Source organism: Caballeronia choica, from assembly GCF_001544535.1.
GTDB lineage: Bacteria > Pseudomonadota > Gammaproteobacteria > Burkholderiales > Burkholderiaceae > Caballeronia > Caballeronia choica.
In genome coordinates, this window is the sequence record NZ_FCON02000011.1 from 21,022 (window position 1) to 38,483 (window position 17,462).

The following is a 17,462-nucleotide window of genomic DNA, read 5'->3' on the forward strand; positions in this document are numbered from 1 at the left end:
CGGGACTCAGCGCGTCTCCGGCGCATTCCGGATGAAGAGCGTCGTCAGCGCACCGACAATGCACAGCGCCGCGACATACAGCGCCGGCGCCATCGGATTCGATTTCATCATCAGCGACACGACGATCGGCGTGAGTCCGCCGAAAATCGCATACGCGACGTTGTACGAGAACGAGATGCCCGAAAAGCGCACGGCGGCCGGGAACGCCTTGACCATCACGAACGGAATCGCGCCGATCACGCCGACCGTGAAGCCGGTGAACGCGTACCACGGCAGCAGCACCGACGTATCGACGGCAAGCTGCTGGAACAGCGTGTAGTACGAAATCGCCAGCGCAATGCCGCCGATGAAAATCGTCTTGCCCGCACCGATCCGTCCCGCGATCGCGCCCGCCAGCACGCATCCGACGGTGAGACACAGCGTCGCAAGACAGTTGGCGATCAGCGCGGTGGCCGGCGCGATGTGGAACTGCTTCTGCAGGAGCGTCGGCGTCATCAGGATCACGACGACGATCGCCGCCGACAGCATCCACGTGAGCAGCATCGACACGATCACCGCGCGGCCGTGGTCGCGCAACACGGCTTTCAGCGGAATTTCCGCCGCGAGCGACTTGCGCTTCTGAAGCTCGGCGAACACCGGCGTTTCGTGCAGCCAGCGGCGCAGATACACCGAAAAAAGCCCGAACACGCCGCCGAGCAGGAACGGAATGCGCCACGCGAAATCGGCGACTTCAGCCGGCGCGAAGTGCTTGTTCACGCCCGCCGCGATCAGCGAGCCAAGCAGGATGCCGGCCGTGAGACCCGCCGTCAGCGTGCCGCACGCGTAGCCGATATGCCGGCTCGGCACATGCTCCGACACGAACACCCACGCGCCCGGCACTTCGCCGCCGACCGCCGCGCCTTGCATCACGCGAAACGCGAGCAGCAGCACCGGCGCAAGCATGCCGATCGACGCGTAGGTGGGCAGGAGACCCATCAGCAGCGTCGGCACGGACATCAGCAGCACGGAGAGCGTGAACATGCGCTTGCGTCCGAGCAGGTCGCCGAAGTGCGCCATGACGATCCCGCCGAGCGGCCGCGCGAGATAGCCGGCCGCGAAAATGCCGAACGTCTGCAACTGGCGAAGCCACTCGGGAATCGTCGCGGGAAAGAACAATTGCCCGATCACGGGCGCGAAGAACACGAAGATGATGAAGTCGTAGAACTCGAGCGCGCCGCCGAGCGCCGCGAGCGACAGGGTCTTGTAGTCGCCGCGCGCGAGGGCGCGGCCGGTGGCGGGAACGGCGGCGCCGCTTAAAGGTGTTGCTTGCATCGTTGGAAAGTGGTCGGTGAATGAAAAAGCCGCGCGACCTAGCGAAAGCGCGCAGGAAAAGGCATCGCCCGACTGCGGAAAAGCGGCGCTGGATGAGCGCGAAAACCGCGGCTGCGGTCCGTGGCGGGGAGCCGCGGTGCAGCCTGCCTCCACGATGTGCGGGTAACACAGCGAAAGCGGGAACTTTTTGCCAGGCACCGGATGTTACAGGATGCAAGCATTCGCACTCGCCGAACGCTTAAAAACGCACAACGCGCCCCGTTTATGTGTAAAAAATTAAGACTTATCCAATGGGCCGGGAGAGCGCACTTCTTCACAATTCGCCGCTTGTACAGGGTCCCGTGAAAAAGTGTTCGTGGGGCCCGTGGCGAGGATCGTCCGCAAAAGCGGACTTCTCAATCGCCACATCCCTCAGACTCACCGGGCCCGATTTCATGCGTGTCGCCGTTCTTCAAACCGATTCCACCCACCGCGTCCTCCTTGGCGAACTCGTCAAGCGGCTCGGCCATACCTGCCTCGTCTTCGGCGACGGCCTCGTGCTGTCGAAGGCGCTGTCGCGCTCGACCGTCGACATGCTGATCCTCGACTGGCATTCCACCGGCCTGTGCGGGCTCGACCTGTTGAACTCGGTGCGCTCCAGCTTCGGCGAGCGCGTGCCGGTGCTGTTCGTCTCCGCCGACGGCGCCGAACACAACATCGTCCGCGCCCTGACGGCCGGCGCCGACGACTTCCTCGTCCATCCGGTGCGCGCCGCCGAATTCGGCGCGCGGGTCGAGGCGCTGTTGCGGCGCGCGTATCCCGCGCAGACCTCCACGAGCATGGAAGTCGGCTGCTATCGCTTCGACTCCCGCCAGCAGACCGTTACCGTGCGCGGCAAGCCGGTGCAACTGAGCGGCACGCAGTTCCGGCTCGCGATGCTGTTCTTCTCGAACGTCGGCCGCGTGCTCTCGCGCGATCACATCTTCGCGATGGTCTGGGGACGGGAATTCCGCGAGACGACGCGTACGATCGACAGCCACGTGTCGCGCCTGCGGCTCGCGCTGGAAATCGAGCCGGTCAATCAATTCCGGCTGCAGCCCGTCTACAAGAGCGGCTACCGGCTGCTTCACCTGTACGGTGACGAAGACGCCACCGAGCCGGTGCACACGCCGGATGAAATCGCTGCCTGAAAACAAAAATGCCGTCGCTAGACGGCATTTTTTTTGCCTTCGCCGCCCGACTAAAGCGACTACAGCGCCGGCAACGCGGGCCGCGTCTCGATCGAATGGCGGATCAGCGCCTCGACTTGCTTGCGTTCCTCGCCCGCGAGCGGCAGGCGCGGCGGACGAACCGGCTCGGTGCCCAGCCCGACGATCGCTTCGGCCAGCTTGATGTTCTGCACGAGCTTGTGCGACACGTCGAGCGCGAGCAGCGGCGCGAACCAGCGGTAGATCGCGCGCGCTTCCTCGATGCGCCCCGCCTTCAGCAGCCGGTAAATCGCGACGGTTTCCCGCGGAAATGCGCAGACCAGCCCCGCGACCCAGCCCTGCGCGCCCATCAGGATCGCTTCCATCGCGAGGTTGTCGACGCCGCAAAAGAGCGCATAACGGTCGCCGGTTTCGTTGATGAGATCGGTGATGCGGCGCACGTCGCCCGACGACTCCTTGATCGCGGCGAATTTCTTCTCCACCGCCAGTTCCGCGAACATCTGCGGCGTCACATCGACGCCGTAGGCCAGCGGATTGTTGTAGACCATGATCGGCAGCGGGCTCGCATCGGCGACCATGCGAAAGTGGTTGAGCGTCTCGCGCCGGTCTGAAAGATAGCGCAGTCCCGGCAGCACCATATAGCCCGCGGCGCCATGACTGGCGCCGCGCTCGGCTTGCCGGCAGCCGTCGAGCGTGCTGTTTTCGGCAATCGTCAGCAGCACCGGCACGCGGCCGCGCGATGCGTCCACGGCGATGTCGAGCACGTCGAGCTTTTCGTCGAGCGACAGCGTCGACGCTTCGCCTAGCGAGCCGCACACGATGATGCCGTCGACGCCCGCATCGATCTGTGCTTCGATGTTCTTCTTCGTCCACCCGCGGTCTATGCTGAAATCCGCGTTGAACTTGGTGGTGACGGCGGGGATTACGCCTTCCCAGATATGCGCCACGGCGGCTCTCCTCAAGTGAATGTGACGGCAAGTGTAAGCAGCGCAAATCGCCACGTCTTGCGCTTGGCAAGCGTCTCGCGTGCCGATTTCGGCACAGGCGGCCGGCGTTCGGGTCTGTGCCGAAATCGTCATGAAAACCGGCTAGCCACGCCAAGACGCGGGGCCCCGGGCGTTCCTACGATAACGCCATGAAAACCCTCGACATCATCGATTCGCACACGGGCGGTGAACCTACCCGCCTCGTCGTGTCGGGCGGGCCGGACCTCGGGCGCGGCACGCTCGGAGAACGGCTCGACGTCTTTCGCACGCAATTCGACGACTGGCGCGCCGGCATCGTCACCGAGCCGCGCGGGTCGGACGTGATCGTCGGCGCGCTGTTGTGCGAACCCGACGACCCGGCGAGCGCCGCCGCCGTGATCTTCTTCAACAACGTCGGCTATCTCGGCATGTGCGGACACGGCACGATCGGGCTGGTCGTGTCGCTCGCGCACATCGGCAGGATTGCGCCGGGGCGGCATCGGATCGAGACGCCGGTCGGCGTCGTCGAGGCGACGCTGAACGAGAACGGCAGCGTCAGCGTGCGGAACGTGCCGGCTTATCGCCATCGTCGCGCGGTGACGGTCGACGTGCCGGGTCACGCCCCGTTGACCGGTGATGTCGCGTGGGGCGGCAACTGGTTTTTCCTCGTCGCGGATCACGGACGCGAACTCGTGCCCGCCCATATCGCCGCGCTGACCGCGTTCACCGCTGCCATCCGCGACGCGCTGCAAGCGCAGAACATCACCGGCGCGAACGGCGCCTATATCGACCACATCGAACTGTTCGCGCCCTCGGCGCGCGAGGGCATCGACAGCCGCAACTTCGTGCTGTGTCCGGGCAGCGCCTACGACCGCTCGCCGTGCGGCACCGGCACGAGCGCCAAGGTAGCGTGTCTCGCCGCCGACGGCCTGCTCGCGCCGGGCGACGTATGGCGGCAGGAGAGCGTGATCGGCAGCGTGTTCGAGGCGAGCTATCGCCTGGACCTGAACGGAGCGGACGAGCGCGTCGAGATCATTCCGACCATCACCGGCTACGCCCACATCATGGGCGAAGGACGGCTCTGCTTCGACGCAGGCGATCCGTTCGCGTGGGGCATTCCGGCCGACGGCACGCGATGAGCGCGGATGTGATCGTCGTGGGCGCGGGGATCGTCGGCGCGGCGTGCGCGGCGGAACTGGCCGCGCACGGTCTCGCTGTCGACGTGCTCGATGCGCACGGCATCGGCGGCGGCACGACGGCGGCGGGCATGGGCCATGTCGTCGTGATGAACGACTCCGCCGCCGAATTCGCGCTGTCGCGTTATTCCCGCGAGTTGTGGCTCGAACTCGCGCCGCAATTGCGTGCGTGCGACGCGTTCACGCGCTGCGGCACGCTCTGGGTCGCCGAGGACGACGAGGAACTGGCCGCCGCGCGCGAGATGCGCGATGCGTTCGCGGCGCACGGCGTGCGCGCCGGCATGCTGGACGCGTCCGCGTTGCGCGCGAGCGAACCCGCGTTGCATCACGCGCTGCAAGGCGGCTTGCTGGTCGAGGACGACTGCATCGTCTATGCGCCGCGCGCCGCCGAATGGCTCCTCGAACAGTCTCCGAGCGCCGCGCGCATCCGTGTATCGACGGGTTGCGAAGCCGCGAAAATCGAGCGCGGCCGCGTGACGCTCGCGAATGGCGAGGTGCGCACGGCGGCGCATATCGTCGTCGCGAACGGGCTGGCCGCGTGCGACCTGCTGCCCGGCGTGCCACTCGAAGCGAAGAAGGGCCACCTGCTGATCACCGACCGCTATCCCGGCCTGATCCGCCATCAACTGCTCGAACTCGGCTATATCAAAAGCGCGCATCACGCGAGCGGCACGTCGGTCGCATTCAACGCGCAGCCGCGGCCGACCGGGCAACTGCTGATCGGCTCGTCGCGCCAGTTCGATACGCTTGACCCCGCCGTCGAGATGAACGTGCTCGGCGCGATGCTCGCGCGCGCCGCACGCTATCTGCCGGACTTGCCCGCGCTCAACGCGATTCGCGCGTGGACCGGCTTTCGCGCCGCATCGCCGGACGGCTTGCCGCTGATCGGCGCGGCGCACGGCTGCGCCGACGGAATCTGGCTCGCCGCCGGCCATGAAGGGCTCGGCGTGACGACTTCGCTCGGCACGGCGAGGCTGCTCGCGGCGCAAATGCTCAAGCACGACTGCGTGCTCGATGGCGCCGCGTTTTCTCCCCGGCGCTTTTCGATGGAGCACGCGGATGGCTGACCTGGTTTCCGTGACGATCGACGGGCAAGTCGTCCGCGTTCCGGCGTTCACGACCGTCGCCGCCGCGCTCGCGGTCCACGGCACGCTGACGGCGCGCCGCTCGGTGACCGGCGAGCCGCGCGGCGCGCTGTGCGGGATGGGCGTGTGCCAGGAGTGCCGCGTGACGATCGACGCGCGCGCGCATGTGCTCGCCTGCCAGACGCTGTGCCGCGATGGCCTCGTGATCGAGACCGCGCGATGAAGGTCGAGCGCTATGACATCGTCGTGATCGGCGCCGGGCCGGCGGGCTTGCGGGCGGCGCAGGTGGCCGTCGAGGAGGGCGCGCGCGTCGCGCTCATCGACGACAACCCGCGCGCGGGCGGGCAGATCTGGCGGCAGGGTCCGGGCGTCGTGCCGCCCGAGCCGCTGGCGCAATGGCTCGCCAATACCGCGCCGCGCGCGAATCTCACGTCGATGCACGGTACGAAAGTGATTGCCGCGCTCGGCGGCCGACGCCTGTTGCTCGAATCCGGCGATGCGCCCGCCAGCATCGAATACGCGCAACTGATCCTGGCGACCGGCGCGCGCGAACGCCTGCTGCCATTCGAGGGCTGGACGCTGCCGGGCGTCACCGGTGCGGGCGGCTTGCAGGCGCTGCTCAAGGGCGGCATGCCGGTCGATGGCGAGCGCGTCGTGATCGCGGGCAGCGGGCCGTTGTTGCTTGCGGCGGCGTCGACCGCCAGGCGGCGCGGCGCGGACGTGCGCGCGGTCGTCGAACAGGCGGCGTCGCATCGCGTGATGCGCTTCGGGGCGTCGCTGGCGGCTACGCCGGGCAAGCTCGCACAGGCGCTGTCGTTGCTGCGCGAAATCGGCTGGACGCGCTATCGGACCGGCGCGGTCGTCGTGAAGGCGCACGGCACGAAGCGCGTCGAAGCGGTCACCCTCCGCGAGGGCGCGCGCGAACGATGCATCGATGCCGAGCGCGTTGCGTGCGGCTACGGGCTCGTGCCGAACGTGACGCTCGCAGAGGCGCTCGGCTGCGCGCTCGATTCGCAAGGTGCGATCCGCGTCGATGACGCACAGCGCACGTCGGTTGACGGCGTGCTCGCGGCGGGCGAATGCACGGGCGTCGGCGGGATGGAACTCGCGCGCATCGAAGGCGCGCTAGCGGCGTACGCGGCGCTCGGCATCGACGATGCGCGCGTGGCGCGGGACCGGCGCGTCCGCGCGCACTGGCGGCGCTTCGCCGCGCGCGTCGCCGCCGCCTTCGAACTCGGCGAGGCCGCGTGCGCGCAGCCGTCGGCGGATACGACGCTTTGCCGCTGCGAGGACGTCAGCATCGGCGCGGTCGCCGCGCACACGAACTGGCGCGATGCGAAACTGCATACCCGCTGCGGCATGGGCCCGTGCCAGGGCCGCGTATGCGGCGCCGCGGCAGCGACATTGTTCGGTTGGGACGTGAGCGCTCCGCGTCCGCCGTTCAGTCCCGCTCGCATCGAAACGCTGATCGCAGCCGGCGACATCGACGCATCAAACACTCATTTTGATCGTCGCCGGGCGCCCCTATAATCGAGCGCATCTTTTCGCGCGACGAGACCTGCCGCGCGCATCCGTCCACGAAGAACGATGAAGCGAGCGAGAAGCGCATGACCATCACGATGGACCGCCCCGCCGACGAACGCTGCGACGCCGCACTGCGCGCGCCGGGCGGCGTATCGACGCTCGGCGCGATGCTCCAGCACTTCAGGCTGCTCGAACCGGTCTTCGACGCGATGCCGGACGTCGTCTTCTTCGTCAAGGACGAAGAAGCGCGCTATGCGATGGTCAACCGCACGCTCGCGCGACGATGCGGCCAGAAGGACAAGCAGGCGCTCATCGGCAAGACCGCCGAGGATGTCTTTCCACGCCGCTTCGGGCGCATCTATACGGCGCAGGACAAGGCGATCATCGAGGAAGGCAATCAACTGATCGATCAACTCGAACTGCATCTCTATGCCGGCCGCGAGCCCGGCTGGTGCATGACGTGCAAGCAGCCGCTGCATGACGATGCGGGCAAGGTCGTTGGCCTCGCGGGCATTTCGCGCGACCTGCAGGCGGCCGAAGGAACGCATCCCGCCTATAGCCGGCTCGCCGCGGTCGTGCAGCACATCCAGGAAAATTTCGTGCAGCCGCTCAACATGCGGCAACTGGCTTCGATGGCAAACATGTCGATCGCGCAACTCGAGCGCTACTTCCACAAGGTGTTCCACCTGACGCCGCGCCAGGTGCTGCTCAAGACCCGGCTCGACGCGGCGACCGCGCTGCTCGTCACGCACGACAAGGTCACCGATGTCGCCGCGCTCTGCGGATATACCGACCACAGCGCATTCACGCGCCAGTTCAAGGCGACCGTCGGCATAACGCCGACCGAATACCGCTCGCTTCTGCATGCGGGCGCCGCGCCCGATAAAGTCTGACGGGAAAGCGGGCAATATCAGTCCATGAATTACACGGTCGTGCTTATCGGCGGCGCGGCGCGGTACGTCCAGAGGCCGCGAAAGCCCGCTCCACAAGGGCTTCTTGAGTGCCCGAACATCCCCGGCCTGCTTTTTGCTCATTGGGGTGCGGGGTTGGGAACCCTCACTCCCTACCTCACTCGCACCGCGCACGTTCGCACCGGCGCAAGCGGCCCATCAACCGATCAACAACGGTGCTGTCGGAATCCATGTCGTGACCCTGATGCAAGAAGGGTCAAGCGGCAAGCAGTAGAATCGCCGGCCTATGAATTCCGCTTTTGGCAGGTTCACAACAAGATCATGAACGAAGTAGCAAGACTGGGGCACACGAGGATCGTGCTGATCGAAGACGATCCGGAGAGCAGGGAATCATTGCAGATGCTGCTCGAGGAGGAAGGCGCGGATGTCGTGGCCGTCGCCGATGCCGAGGAGGGCGCCGAGACCGCGATCCGGCTCAACCCCGATGCAGTGATCTGCGACATCGACCTTCCGATGATGGATGGTTTCTACCTGATACAACGTTTGCGCGACTACGAGATTCGCGGGAATCTGCCGCCCTCGGTGGCGATCGCGCTGACGGGTCACGATGGCGACGAGTATCGATTGCGAAGTATCGGCGAAGGGTTTCAGCACTTCATGATGAAGCCCGCGCATCCCGATGAACTCGTGACGCTGATCCACGATTCGTTGAGCGCGCGGGTGCTGTCTTAAGCGTTGGGGTAGGCAGGGCGCCGAGGTTGGCGCCCGTTGCTCCCTGCACGCTGCATGCAGGCGCTACGGCCGGTCGCGGCTGCGCGCCCGCGTAGCGCCGGTGATGACGGCGATACCGAGCAGGATGATTGCGACGATGGCGATCGTGTGCTGCGCGACGTGCATCGCGACGAGCGCCCACGCAACGCCGCCGATGAAGATCAGCCAGCCCACCAGATATATGACGAGGGTCATCGAACTCTCCTTGGTCGTTGGGTTTTCGGTTGTTGGTCGTGAATGGGACATTATTGGTATGCTGCGGCGCAGTACCCGTTGCGCGCAGTCATCAGGGGCCTCCGCAAATAACGTTCCAACCCATCGACGTGCTCGCTGTCTACCCCTTTGACGACCAGTCGCATTTGCCATCAAGAGATGGGGCGGCCGATCTTCTTCAACAGGCAATTGACGTTCGCGAGCAGGCGGTGCGTAAAGTCGTGCTGTCACCCAAACTGATCGTAAGAGGGTCGACCGTGGCGCCTCGCAAGGGAAGATGAACGCGAGCGGTCGGCATCGCTATTTGCGCTTCGGCTACTGGCCGCCGCTTCGACCAGAAGGTTCAGCGTCACCGGCAATGGCTGCCTCCAGCAGACAACCAAACTCGCGGGCAAACTCGACCGAGACGCGTGCATGGACGGCGCCCTGTTTGTCAAAGAACCGCTGCGTTCCTCCAAGCGTGAACACGCCTTCATGCCACACGCCTGGATGGATGTAGAGACCTTGCTGTCCATCGAAGCGAAAGCACACGAACTTCTCTGGCGCGATATCGTCCCCGGGCAATGCCAATGGAACATAGAACGGGCGATGTTCGAGCGGGAAGAACAGTTGTCCGCCATCTGGATGGTAGTTCGCGTGCCAGAGCAACATGCGTTCTGGTGCATGGGCGTGGTCTTCGCGGGCTGCTTCGGGCTCCGTTGCGAACGCGAGGATGTAGTGACCGTCCACAGCCTCGTTTCGACCGTAGAGGATGTCCCCACGCCATTCGCTCACGAAGACGCCTTCAGTCGTGCCTGCCTGATCACCGGTGCCTGGATCAATCGGCCTCGATCCCACCGTTGGCCACTGCACGATCTCGATTGGGCACTCGCCCGGGTCTGCTATAAGCTTGCCGAAGCCATCGAGCGTGATTGGGGTCGCGTCGACCACGGGCATCGATACGCGCCGTAGCCCGGGAGGAATGATGGGGTTGAGGTAGTCGATCTGTTCTGACATCGGCATAGTTTAGCTGAGTCAGGCGTAATCCGGCCACCGATGCTCGAACGTCGAGAGAGCGTGGAAGGAGCATTTGCGCCGTCAGCGCGAGCGCCGCGAGCAGTAACTGTACGCCACGATATTTCGCGTTCAAGGACGAGCCGACGCTACTCGCGTTTGCGCGCGGATGATTGCACCTTCTTGCTCGAAATGGTTGATAGGTGCTCTTCGAGGTCCTAAATCGGCTCGCATTCAGCGTCACGCCGCGAGCGTGCGTCGACAATCGCCAAGCGGTTAAAGGGAGTTGCATACGCGCCGGTTCAGATGGCCTATGATTGGGATTCCTTCTTTCTTCACCAACGTGCAAGCGAACCGGCGCAGCGCACAAACCCCTGGTCAAGCGACGTCCGTTTAGCAAAGCAATGCGTGCGGTGGGTTCTCGGGGTCCAAACTTGGAAACGGTAACGATCACTCTGATACTGCTCGCGTGTGTCATCGCCAGCAGTATCGTTAAACGTGCTGCCAGAATTCCGTTCCCCGTTGCCCTGGTGCAGATTGCGATAGGCGCGTTGATTGCCCGGATATTCGGGTTCCGGGTTTCGCTCGCTCCAGACGTCTTTTTGCTCTTGTTCGTTGCGCCATTGCTGTTTCTCGACGGCTGGCGCATTTCAAAGGAAGGGCTCTTCCGCGACAAGTGGACGATCGGCGCGTTCGCCCTCGGTCTGGTCCTGTTCACAGTCGTGGGAGCGGGTCTGTTCATTCATTGGCTCATTCCGATGATGCCGCTGCCCGTCGCTTTTGCGCTAGCGGCGACGCTTTCTCCAACCGATGCGGTCGCGGTGTCGGCGATCGCCGAACGGATCCCCATTCCGAAGCGGCTGATGCATGTTCTGGAAGGAGAGGCTCTGCTGAACGACGCTTCGGGTCTCGTCTGCCTCCGCTTTGCGATCGCGGCGGCTGTAACGGGCTCATTCTCACTCGTCGAAGCGGGTGGAACTTTCCTCTGGCTAGTGTTCGGCGGCGTTGCCGCCGGCGCGGTTGTGACGCTGCTGGCGAACGCGGTCAAGGACTGGACGGCAAGACTCTTTGGCGAGGAGACCGGCACACAGATTCTTATCAGCTTGCTGTTGCCGTTTGGCTCGTATGTCGTGGCCGACCGGCTCGGCGCATCGGGCATCCTGGCAGCCGTGACGGCGGGCATCGTGATGAGCTACGAAGAACTGGCGGGAAGGGCGTTGGCCGGTACGCGCATCCGCCGGGCCGCCGTTTGGGACGCGCTTCAATTTGCCGGCAATGGCGTGATTTTCGTGCTTCTCGGCCAGCAGCTTACCAGTGTGATCGACCAGGCCGGGCAAGCGATCCGCCAAACCGGGCGGCAGGAAGAAGGGTGGCTGGTCGTCTATGTCGCCGCTATCAGTTGCGCACTGCTGGTCATCAGGTCTCTGTGGACCTGGGCTGCCTTGCGCCTGATTGTGCTTCGCGCAGGACGGAGCGCCCCGACGATCAGCGCGTCAGGCTGGCGTTTGATCGCAGCGACGTCATTGGCCGGCGTACGCGGCGCGGTTTCGCTCTCCGGCGTGATGACGCTGCCGCTGTTCCTAGCCGACGGCTCGTCGTTCCCGGCAAGAGACCTTGCCATATTGCTTGCCGCCGGCGTGATTGTCGTGACCCTGGTCGCCGCAAACGTCGGGCTGCCCTATGTCCTGAGCGGTATCAGGATCCCGCCCGGCACGCTGGAGCAGCGGCAAGAGGATGAAGCTCGATGCGCTGCCGCCAGGGCGGCGATTATCGCTGTGGAGGAGGCCCTTCACGAAACCGCGAAGGCGACGGATGACGCCGACCTATTCTCGCAAGCCGGTGCGCGGCTCATCGCACACTATCGCGAGCAGATCGAGTTGCGCCGCCATACCGTGGCGGGAGCGGGGCGCGGCTTGCAGATCGACGAAATCGAACGCAAGTTGCGCCTCCTTGCTCTCAGTGCCGAACGAGAAGAACTGTTTCGTATCGCCCAGTCGGGCAAGGTAACGGACGAACTGGTTCGAGATCTGGTTCGGGAGGTCGATTTGCAGGAGTCGCGCTTCAGTGTCCGTGGCTCGCGTAACTAAGGTGCGGTTCTTGATACGATCGTCAGAGTTCTCGTCGAGACTTCCACGACGCACTGCGCTACGCGTGCATCATCCACCCACCTGCGGCCATTGCCGCCTGACGCAGCGCCGCTGACCAGACGGGATACGGATGACAGATTCGCGCAAAGTCTTCGCAGATCATGGACACCTCCATCGCAATGGCCACTTGCGAAATCAGATCGGCTGCCCCCGGGCCGATGAGATGCGCCTCACCGCTCTCTGATGAAGAATATTATCGTGATAGCATTTCAAGTCAGCGACTTCGCCGAGCCGGAATTCCGATCGATACGGCGGTGGTCAACGCTGATTCGGACGTTCCGGCAGCAAGCAGATCGGGCACTGTGACATGTCAACGTTTTACAAAACCGCCGATAAGCCTGTCACCATCGATGAGATCGTGAATGTCTTGTCGCATCGTCCCACTGCGACGACGCGTGAGCGCGAGTGGCGCGGTGTCACCGTGGACATGTACGCTCGGCTCCCCGATATATCCGAGAGGTATCCTGCCCTCGATCATCATCTGATTTGTTACTGCCCCTCGGGGAGTGCGCGTCTGGTTCAGGGCCGAGATGGGACTGTCCACGAGAGTCTCATCTGCCCAGGCATTTCAATGCTCATGCCGGCCGGGTACGACTCGCTTTGGGAGGGCAGTGCATCCGCGACGGCGAGGTTGCGCATCCCCACGGCTCTGATCGAATCCGCAGGCGAGCAAATTGGTCGCCGCAGCACGTCGCAGATCGAGATTCGGAACGTGTTCGAGACGCGAGATCCGGTCATCGAGCACATGGCGCAGATCCTGGTCGGCGAACTCGATCACAAGCCTCACCCCGCGCAGACGCTCATCGTTGATCACGTGTCGTTTGCGCTCGCAGCGCACTTGCTTAGAACTTACAACGTGTTTGAGCCCGTGATCGCACGGTCACTGCCAGCACTGAGCAAGGTCGAAGTGGCTCGCCTTACCGCATACATCGAAGACAATCTGGACAGACCGATAGGGCTCGTTGAACTTGCTGGCATAGTGAATGTGAGCCGTTTCCACTTTACCCGTCTGTTCAAGCGGAGCATGGGTATGACGGCGATCAGCTTTGTCGAGCAACGCCGGATTCGTCGCGCTCAATCTCTGATCCTTGAAACGGCAATTCCACTTTCAGAAATTGCACTGATGACGGGCTTTGCGGATCAGAGTCATTTTACGAGGCGCTTTCACCGTCACGTGGGTTCCACGCCTGCTGTGTTTGCGCGGGAGCACGGTCGGCGACGCACGATGAAGGGGTAGTCTTCAGATATCCCGTGGATAGAACCAGCCGCTGATCAAACGATCCAGCGACAGAGGTCCCGGACCGAGCGCCATGATCCCCACGGCAAGCGACGCCCAATAGAGATGGAAATTGGCCCAGCCGTCAGGGAACACCAATTGGATCACCCCCGTCATGACCAGCATAGCGAGCGCTGCAAATCGGGTCGCGAGTCCCAGCACGAGCAGGACAGGCAGCGATATTTCCGCTACGGCGACGACAAGGGCGACCGTGTCGGGCGCCGGAAAACCGTAGGCGCCGCCGAAGACGTGAACCTTGAATTGATTCTCGAACAGGTACAGTGTTGCCGGCGAAATTGACAGGAAGCCGTCCCATCGAGTGAGACCCGATCTAAAGAAAGGAAGCGCGAGAGCAATCCGCAGCATTGGCGGAGCGAGAACCCATCCGACCGCCTGGATTTGCTCCAGGGCCATGCGAATCAGCAGTTCGAAGCGGCCTTTCGTCCGGGCGCCAGACTGACTCATGAATACCTCGCAATCGGCCGGAACTCAGAGGCATGGCGCATGTTCGACCCGACGATCGCATTGATCGCGAATAGATCGCGAAGCACGCCGGCAAGGTCGAAATCGGAATCTTCGTCGAGAGCGAGCGTCGTCGCGTCAGCAACCGACGCTCCGGACGTCAGGCCCAGGATGAACGTCGCTGCGCCAGCGGGCACCCGGCGAACCTCGACCTCGGCAACGGGGCGTGCGACGAGCGCATGCTCGCCTCCGCTAAAGATATCGAGCGCTTCAGGCACGCCTCCATGAACGTTCATCTGCCATATCCGGACGACAGGAAAAGGCGACGATACAACGCGTATCGAAGGATGCAGCGTAAGGCTCACCTGCGGCATGCTCCGGGCATCGATCGTGGCAAAGAGCGCGGGGTCGGTCGGCGGCGCCTCTGCGGCGTGATACGCCACTACCCACGCACGCTCGAGCCGGGCGACATCACGCAGATACGGCACACCCTTCGCTGGCTCGAACGTTCCGATGAAGTTCGGGAACGTTTCACCATAGTCAAGCATGATGGGCGACCTCGGCAGTTCGAGCGCGACGTAGACGCGAGCCATCGCCACGAAGAATTCATCGCCAACGATGCGACACACAGCGGGAAAGGCGGCCTTCAGCGCCTCGACGAGCCCCGCGACGACATTGTTCCGATAGACGTTGAAGCGCTTTTCGCTTGGCTCCCGATCGGGGCCAAGCAGCCCGAGCGGAACAGGCATGTCGGGTTCCAAAATTGCCGCAGCGAAGTTCCTCTGGCGTTCGCGCAAGCAATCGAAGTTCATGCCCGCGCAGTCGGCTGTACTACCCGAGTGTCCGGCGGACGCTTGCGAAGATTGATGGCGTGCCATTCCGCTCTCACGACCGAAGCCGGCGTTGAACGACATTGGTCCATAGCTCGCGAAGACTGTCGACACCGCCGGCGGTTGAACTCCAGAGCGTCGTATCGCTAACGAGCAGGCTGCCGATGAACGTGTCCGGTCGGGACTGTAGAAGGGCGTCGAATGTCGCGCGCTCAAGTGTAAAGGGATGCGGCGGGGCATTGGGATCGACTCGCTGACGCGCCAGGACGTCAAGCTTGTCAACAGCCTCGCCTAAACGTTCGAGTTGCGGCAGATGCGCGTGTCGATTGAAAGTGCTGACTCTTTGAAGAATCCCTAATCGATCGAGCGCTGTGTCGGTTTCAATCGGCGCCGGGGATCCGTCCGCTTCGGTCGCTGGCCTCAGTCCAAAGCGGTTTTCCACCGGTATGCCGAGGCCCGCGAGGAGCGAACGCGCGAAGCCGCCGAACCGTTGCCGGGGCGGAATCGTCGTGTCGCCGTGATGCTGGAATTCTGCGATCTGGCGTTGCAACTGCTCGCTTTCCGGGAGGTCTGTTACATCGCCGATATCGTGATGCGGGCAGATGAAGGCGAGATGGTCGGGTTGTCCGAGGAACGTGCGGAGCGCTTCGATTTCCGCGCTTCCCGCTGTTTGAGCCGTTGTGAGCGAGTCGAAACTGATGACGATCAGCGTGTCGACGCCGGTGAGAATACGAGCATCGAGCGGTGTGAGCGTTCCGTCGTCGGTGACACGCTCGATCTCCCTTACGCTCTGCCCAGTGAGCGCCGCCGCCAGATCGACGAAGGCGGTGAAGTTGGGCTTCATGATGTGGTCGAGAAAGCCAGCGATACTCTGGTCGAACTGACGCACGTCCGAGAACTCCTGGAATCTCGGGAAACCCATCCTGCGACTTTCGAAGAGCGCCGGAAATCGATCTTCGATCACGTGGAGAGGCGCGCCGCTCTCGCCCGGCCGGCTCCACGCGTAATAGACAAGGACTTGCCGCTTGATCATGTCGTCTGTACCTCGCTTGCAAGTTGCGTGACTGCCTGCATGATGGTGTCGGCCCGCTCTGCTTCCGCTTTGAGCGTTGGCCAGTCGGGTATGTTCGAGTCCCATTCGATCAATGTGGGAAGCGGGCCGGTTCTATGGATCGCTTGTGCGAAGAGGTCCCATACGATGTCTGCGACGTGACGGTCGTGGGTATCGACAAGCAACGGGCGACTTTTTTCGTCTGCCTCCCGTGCGTGGCCGGCCAGATGGATCTCTCGCACCGCCGCGAGCGGATATCCATCGATATATGAAAATGGATCCCACTGCTGGTTGATCGACGAAACGTAGACGTTATTAATGTCCAGCAAAAGACCACATCCCGTTCGCCGCACGACCTCGGCAATGAAGTCGGTTTCCGCGTGGGTGCTTTCCTCGAAGGCCAGGTAGGTAGACGGGTTTTCCAGCAACATTTGCCGACCGAGGATTTCTTGCACCTTATCGACGTGATCCACGACGCGTGCCAGGCTCTCTGCAGTATAGGGAACCGGCAGCAGGTCGTTGAGAAATCCGCAGTCGTGGCTGGACCACGCCAGGTGCTCGGAAAATAGCCCTGGTGTATAGCGAGCGACGAGTTCCTTAAGGCGCTGGAGATGATGCCTGTCGAGAGGACGATCTGCGCCAATCGACAGGCCGACGCCATGAAGCGACAGAGGGTAGGACTCGCGTATGGCTGACAAAAAGCGGTGTGGTGGACCACCCGCGCCCATATAGTTTTCAGCATGAACCTCGAAGAAGCCGATGTCCGGCCGCGATTCGAGGATCGTGCGGTAATGTTCGGCTTTAAGCCCAACCCCGGCGCGCTGAGGCAGGCTTCGCTGGGCATCGAGGCTTAGTGACGTTGACATGGCCGACCGTTGCTGCGATTTGGAACTTCGGAGGCCGGGCTTGACGGTGCCCGGCCGCTGCTCGATCTCAGGTCTTGGGAGACAGGCTTCCGGTTCCGCTCGGCGTGGAGATGGTCGTGCAGCTTCCCTTCGGCACCAGCTTGAATGCGTTGCCTTGATAGTCGGCCGTGCTCGTCCCGGCGCAGGTTGTACCCGCACCCGCATAGCAGTCGTTCTGTCCTTTCAGCGCCGTGCCGAAGCAGGGTTCAACCTTGCCGGATTTGACGAGGGCTGTATGCTCCGCCTGAATCTTCTTCTGTGCCGCGGTGAACTCCTGTGCACTCGCAGGCGTGGCCGTCATAGCGGCAAGCGCCGTGGCGAAAGCGCTAACGACGAGAGTAGTAATTTTGGAATCGGCCATACGATTTCTCCAACGTTGGAATAGAGCAGCGCTCTAAAGACATAGCGACTAAGCTAACGCATGCGTACGGGTCGTACGGCGGTCACGTCCGGCCCCACTGTGGTAATGCCAGCGATGCTAAGTCGCTGCACCGTCAGCATACGAATTGAAGTGAGCGGAAGATTGCACGGTCTTGTGCCGTTTGGTATCGGATTGCGATCGACGCGCGCGGCACTGACCAATCCTTCTGAGTGGAACGCTTGAGGGGCTCAGATCGGAACGACACGCTTCGTAA

Annotated in this window: 19 protein-coding genes; 9 read left to right on the forward strand and 10 right to left on the reverse strand. The window is 63.3% G+C overall.

Translation table 11 applies throughout. From position 1 onward, the window contains the following. Nucleotides 1-6: 6 nt before the first annotated feature. A complete protein-coding gene (locus tag AWB68_RS07190; RefSeq protein WP_087643659.1) occupies nt 7-1,311 on the reverse strand; it encodes an MFS transporter in 1,305 nt (434 codons plus the stop codon). Nucleotides 1,312-1,745: 434 nt separating this feature from the next. On the opposite strand from AWB68_RS07190, the gene AWB68_RS07195 reads away from it, so the two are divergent. Next, nucleotides 1,746-2,480, forward strand: a complete 735-nt coding sequence (locus AWB68_RS07195; RefSeq protein ID WP_087643660.1) for a response regulator transcription factor — start codon at nt 1,746-1,748, stop codon at nt 2,478-2,480. A 59-nt stretch (nt 2,481-2,539) separates the two neighbouring features. On the opposite strand, the gene AWB68_RS07200 is transcribed toward AWB68_RS07195, so the two are convergent. After that, the gene (locus AWB68_RS07200) at nt 2,540-3,445 is read right to left on the reverse strand and encodes a dihydrodipicolinate synthase family protein (protein ID WP_087643661.1); all 906 of its coding nucleotides are present in this window, start codon (nt 3,443-3,445) and stop codon (nt 2,540-2,542) included. 188 nt (nt 3,446-3,633) lie between these two features. Between AWB68_RS07200 and AWB68_RS07205 the strand changes: the two genes are divergently transcribed. The 6 genes from AWB68_RS07205 to AWB68_RS07230 all read left to right on the forward strand — a co-directional run bounded on the left by AWB68_RS07205 (nt 3,634) and on the right by AWB68_RS07230 (nt 8,911). Next, nucleotides 3,634-4,602, forward strand: a complete 969-nt coding sequence (locus AWB68_RS07205; RefSeq protein WP_087643662.1) for a 4-hydroxyproline epimerase — start codon at nt 3,634-3,636, stop codon at nt 4,600-4,602. Next, nucleotides 4,599-5,726, forward strand: a complete 1,128-nt coding sequence (locus AWB68_RS07210; RefSeq protein ID WP_087643663.1) for an NAD(P)/FAD-dependent oxidoreductase — start codon at nt 4,599-4,601, stop codon at nt 5,724-5,726. Before AWB68_RS07205 ends, AWB68_RS07210 begins: the two co-directional genes overlap by 4 nt. Next, nucleotides 5,719-5,967, forward strand: coding sequence for a (2Fe-2S)-binding protein (locus AWB68_RS07215; RefSeq protein ID WP_087643664.1), 249 nt, complete (start codon nt 5,719-5,721; stop codon nt 5,965-5,967). Before AWB68_RS07210 ends, AWB68_RS07215 begins: the two co-directional genes overlap by 8 nt. Beyond that, nucleotides 5,964-7,274: an FAD-dependent oxidoreductase gene (locus AWB68_RS07220; RefSeq protein ID WP_087643665.1), complete on the forward strand. Its 1,311-nt coding sequence runs from the start codon at nt 5,964-5,966 to the stop codon at nt 7,272-7,274. The genes AWB68_RS07215 and AWB68_RS07220 overlap by 4 nt, the downstream gene beginning before the upstream one ends. Before the next feature lie 161 nt (nt 7,275-7,435). Then, nucleotides 7,436-8,161: an AraC family transcriptional regulator gene (locus tag AWB68_RS07225; RefSeq protein ID WP_374729560.1), complete on the forward strand. Its 726-nt coding sequence runs from the start codon at nt 7,436-7,438 to the stop codon at nt 8,159-8,161. A 339-nt stretch (nt 8,162-8,500) separates the two neighbouring features. Continuing rightward, nucleotides 8,501-8,911, forward strand: a complete 411-nt coding sequence (locus tag AWB68_RS07230; protein WP_087643666.1) for a response regulator — start codon at nt 8,501-8,503, stop codon at nt 8,909-8,911. 63 nt (nt 8,912-8,974) lie between these two features. On the opposite strand, the gene AWB68_RS48825 is transcribed toward AWB68_RS07230, so the two are convergent. Both AWB68_RS48825 and AWB68_RS07235 read right to left on the reverse strand, forming a co-directional pair. After that, nucleotides 8,975-9,145 (reverse strand): hypothetical protein, encoded by a 171-nt coding sequence (locus tag AWB68_RS48825; protein ID WP_200828648.1) that lies wholly within the window; start codon nt 9,143-9,145, stop codon nt 8,975-8,977. Between the two features lie 333 nt (nt 9,146-9,478). Then, nucleotides 9,479-10,159: an ureidoglycolate lyase gene (locus tag AWB68_RS07235; protein WP_087643750.1), complete on the reverse strand. Its 681-nt coding sequence runs from the start codon at nt 10,157-10,159 to the stop codon at nt 9,479-9,481. 431 nt (nt 10,160-10,590) lie between these two features. On the opposite strand from AWB68_RS07235, the gene AWB68_RS07240 reads away from it, so the two are divergent. Then, nucleotides 10,591-12,243, forward strand: coding sequence for a Na+/H+ antiporter (locus AWB68_RS07240; protein ID WP_087643667.1), 1,653 nt, complete (start codon nt 10,591-10,593; stop codon nt 12,241-12,243). A gap of 58 nt (nt 12,244-12,301) precedes the next feature. Here AWB68_RS07240 and AWB68_RS07245 read toward each other — a convergent pair whose 3' ends face one another. Next, nucleotides 12,302-12,463 (reverse strand): oxidoreductase dimerization domain-containing protein, encoded by a 162-nt coding sequence (locus tag AWB68_RS07245; RefSeq protein WP_268810920.1) that lies wholly within the window; start codon nt 12,461-12,463, stop codon nt 12,302-12,304. Nucleotides 12,464-12,610: 147 nt separating this feature from the next. Here AWB68_RS07245 and AWB68_RS07250 point away from each other — a divergent pair, with 147 nt between their 5' ends. After that, nucleotides 12,611-13,540 (forward strand): helix-turn-helix domain-containing protein, encoded by a 930-nt coding sequence (locus AWB68_RS07250; RefSeq protein WP_087643668.1) that lies wholly within the window; start codon nt 12,611-12,613, stop codon nt 13,538-13,540. A 3-nt stretch (nt 13,541-13,543) separates the two neighbouring features. Here AWB68_RS07250 and AWB68_RS07255 read toward each other — a convergent pair whose 3' ends face one another. From AWB68_RS07255 to AWB68_RS07275, 5 genes are all read right to left on the reverse strand, one after another. Continuing rightward, entirely contained in the window at nt 13,544-13,993 is a 450-nt protein-coding gene (locus AWB68_RS07255) for a DoxX family protein (protein ID WP_235028243.1), read from the reverse strand. A 47-nt stretch (nt 13,994-14,040) separates the two neighbouring features. Beyond that, the gene (locus tag AWB68_RS07260) at nt 14,041-14,790 is read right to left on the reverse strand and encodes an HvfC/BufC N-terminal domain-containing protein (protein ID WP_235028244.1); all 750 of its coding nucleotides are present in this window, start codon (nt 14,788-14,790) and stop codon (nt 14,041-14,043) included. A 136-nt stretch (nt 14,791-14,926) separates the two neighbouring features. After that, a complete protein-coding gene (locus AWB68_RS07265; protein ID WP_235028245.1) occupies nt 14,927-15,760 on the reverse strand; it encodes a hypothetical protein in 834 nt (277 codons plus the stop codon). Nucleotides 15,761-15,900: 140 nt separating this feature from the next. After that, nucleotides 15,901-16,788, reverse strand: a complete 888-nt coding sequence (gene bufB, locus AWB68_RS07270) for an MNIO family bufferin maturase (protein WP_087643672.1) — start codon at nt 16,786-16,788, stop codon at nt 15,901-15,903. A 67-nt stretch (nt 16,789-16,855) separates the two neighbouring features. Beyond that, the gene (locus AWB68_RS07275; RefSeq protein WP_087643673.1) at nt 16,856-17,188 is read right to left on the reverse strand and encodes a BufA1 family periplasmic bufferin-type metallophore; all 333 of its coding nucleotides are present in this window, start codon (nt 17,186-17,188) and stop codon (nt 16,856-16,858) included. Between the last annotated feature and the right edge of the window lie 274 nt (nt 17,189-17,462).

Coding starts and splice junctions, on each gene's coding strand:
- AWB68_RS07190 (WP_087643659.1), bottom strand. CDS start 1,311: ATGCAAGCAACACCTTTAAGCGGCGCCGCCGTTCCCGCCACCGGCCGC.
- AWB68_RS07195 (WP_087643660.1), top strand. CDS start 1,746: ATGCGTGTCGCCGTTCTTCAAACCGATTCCACCCACCGCGTCCTCCTT.
- AWB68_RS07205 (WP_087643662.1), top strand. CDS start 3,634: ATGAAAACCCTCGACATCATCGATTCGCACACGGGCGGTGAACCTACC.
- AWB68_RS07210 (WP_087643663.1), top strand. CDS start 4,599: ATGAGCGCGGATGTGATCGTCGTGGGCGCGGGGATCGTCGGCGCGGCG.
- AWB68_RS07215 (WP_087643664.1), top strand. CDS start 5,719: ATGGCTGACCTGGTTTCCGTGACGATCGACGGGCAAGTCGTCCGCGTT.
- AWB68_RS07220 (WP_087643665.1), top strand. CDS start 5,964: ATGAAGGTCGAGCGCTATGACATCGTCGTGATCGGCGCCGGGCCGGCG.
- AWB68_RS07225 (WP_374729560.1), top strand. CDS start 7,436: ATGCTCCAGCACTTCAGGCTGCTCGAACCGGTCTTCGACGCGATGCCG.
- AWB68_RS07230 (WP_087643666.1), top strand. CDS start 8,501: ATGAACGAAGTAGCAAGACTGGGGCACACGAGGATCGTGCTGATCGAA.
- AWB68_RS48825 (WP_200828648.1), bottom strand. CDS start 9,145: ATGACCCTCGTCATATATCTGGTGGGCTGGCTGATCTTCATCGGCGGC.
- AWB68_RS07235 (WP_087643750.1), bottom strand. CDS start 10,159: ATGTCAGAACAGATCGACTACCTCAACCCCATCATTCCTCCCGGGCTA.
- AWB68_RS07250 (WP_087643668.1), top strand. CDS start 12,611: ATGTCAACGTTTTACAAAACCGCCGATAAGCCTGTCACCATCGATGAG.
- AWB68_RS07255 (WP_235028243.1), bottom strand. CDS start 13,993: ATGGCCCTGGAGCAAATCCAGGCGGTCGGATGGGTTCTCGCTCCGCCA.
- AWB68_RS07260 (WP_235028244.1), bottom strand. CDS start 14,790: ATGCCTGTTCCGCTCGGGCTGCTTGGCCCCGATCGGGAGCCAAGCGAA.
- bufB (WP_087643672.1), bottom strand. CDS start 16,788: ATGTCAACGTCACTAAGCCTCGATGCCCAGCGAAGCCTGCCTCAGCGC.
- AWB68_RS07275 (WP_087643673.1), bottom strand. CDS start 17,188: ATGGCCGATTCCAAAATTACTACTCTCGTCGTTAGCGCTTTCGCCACG.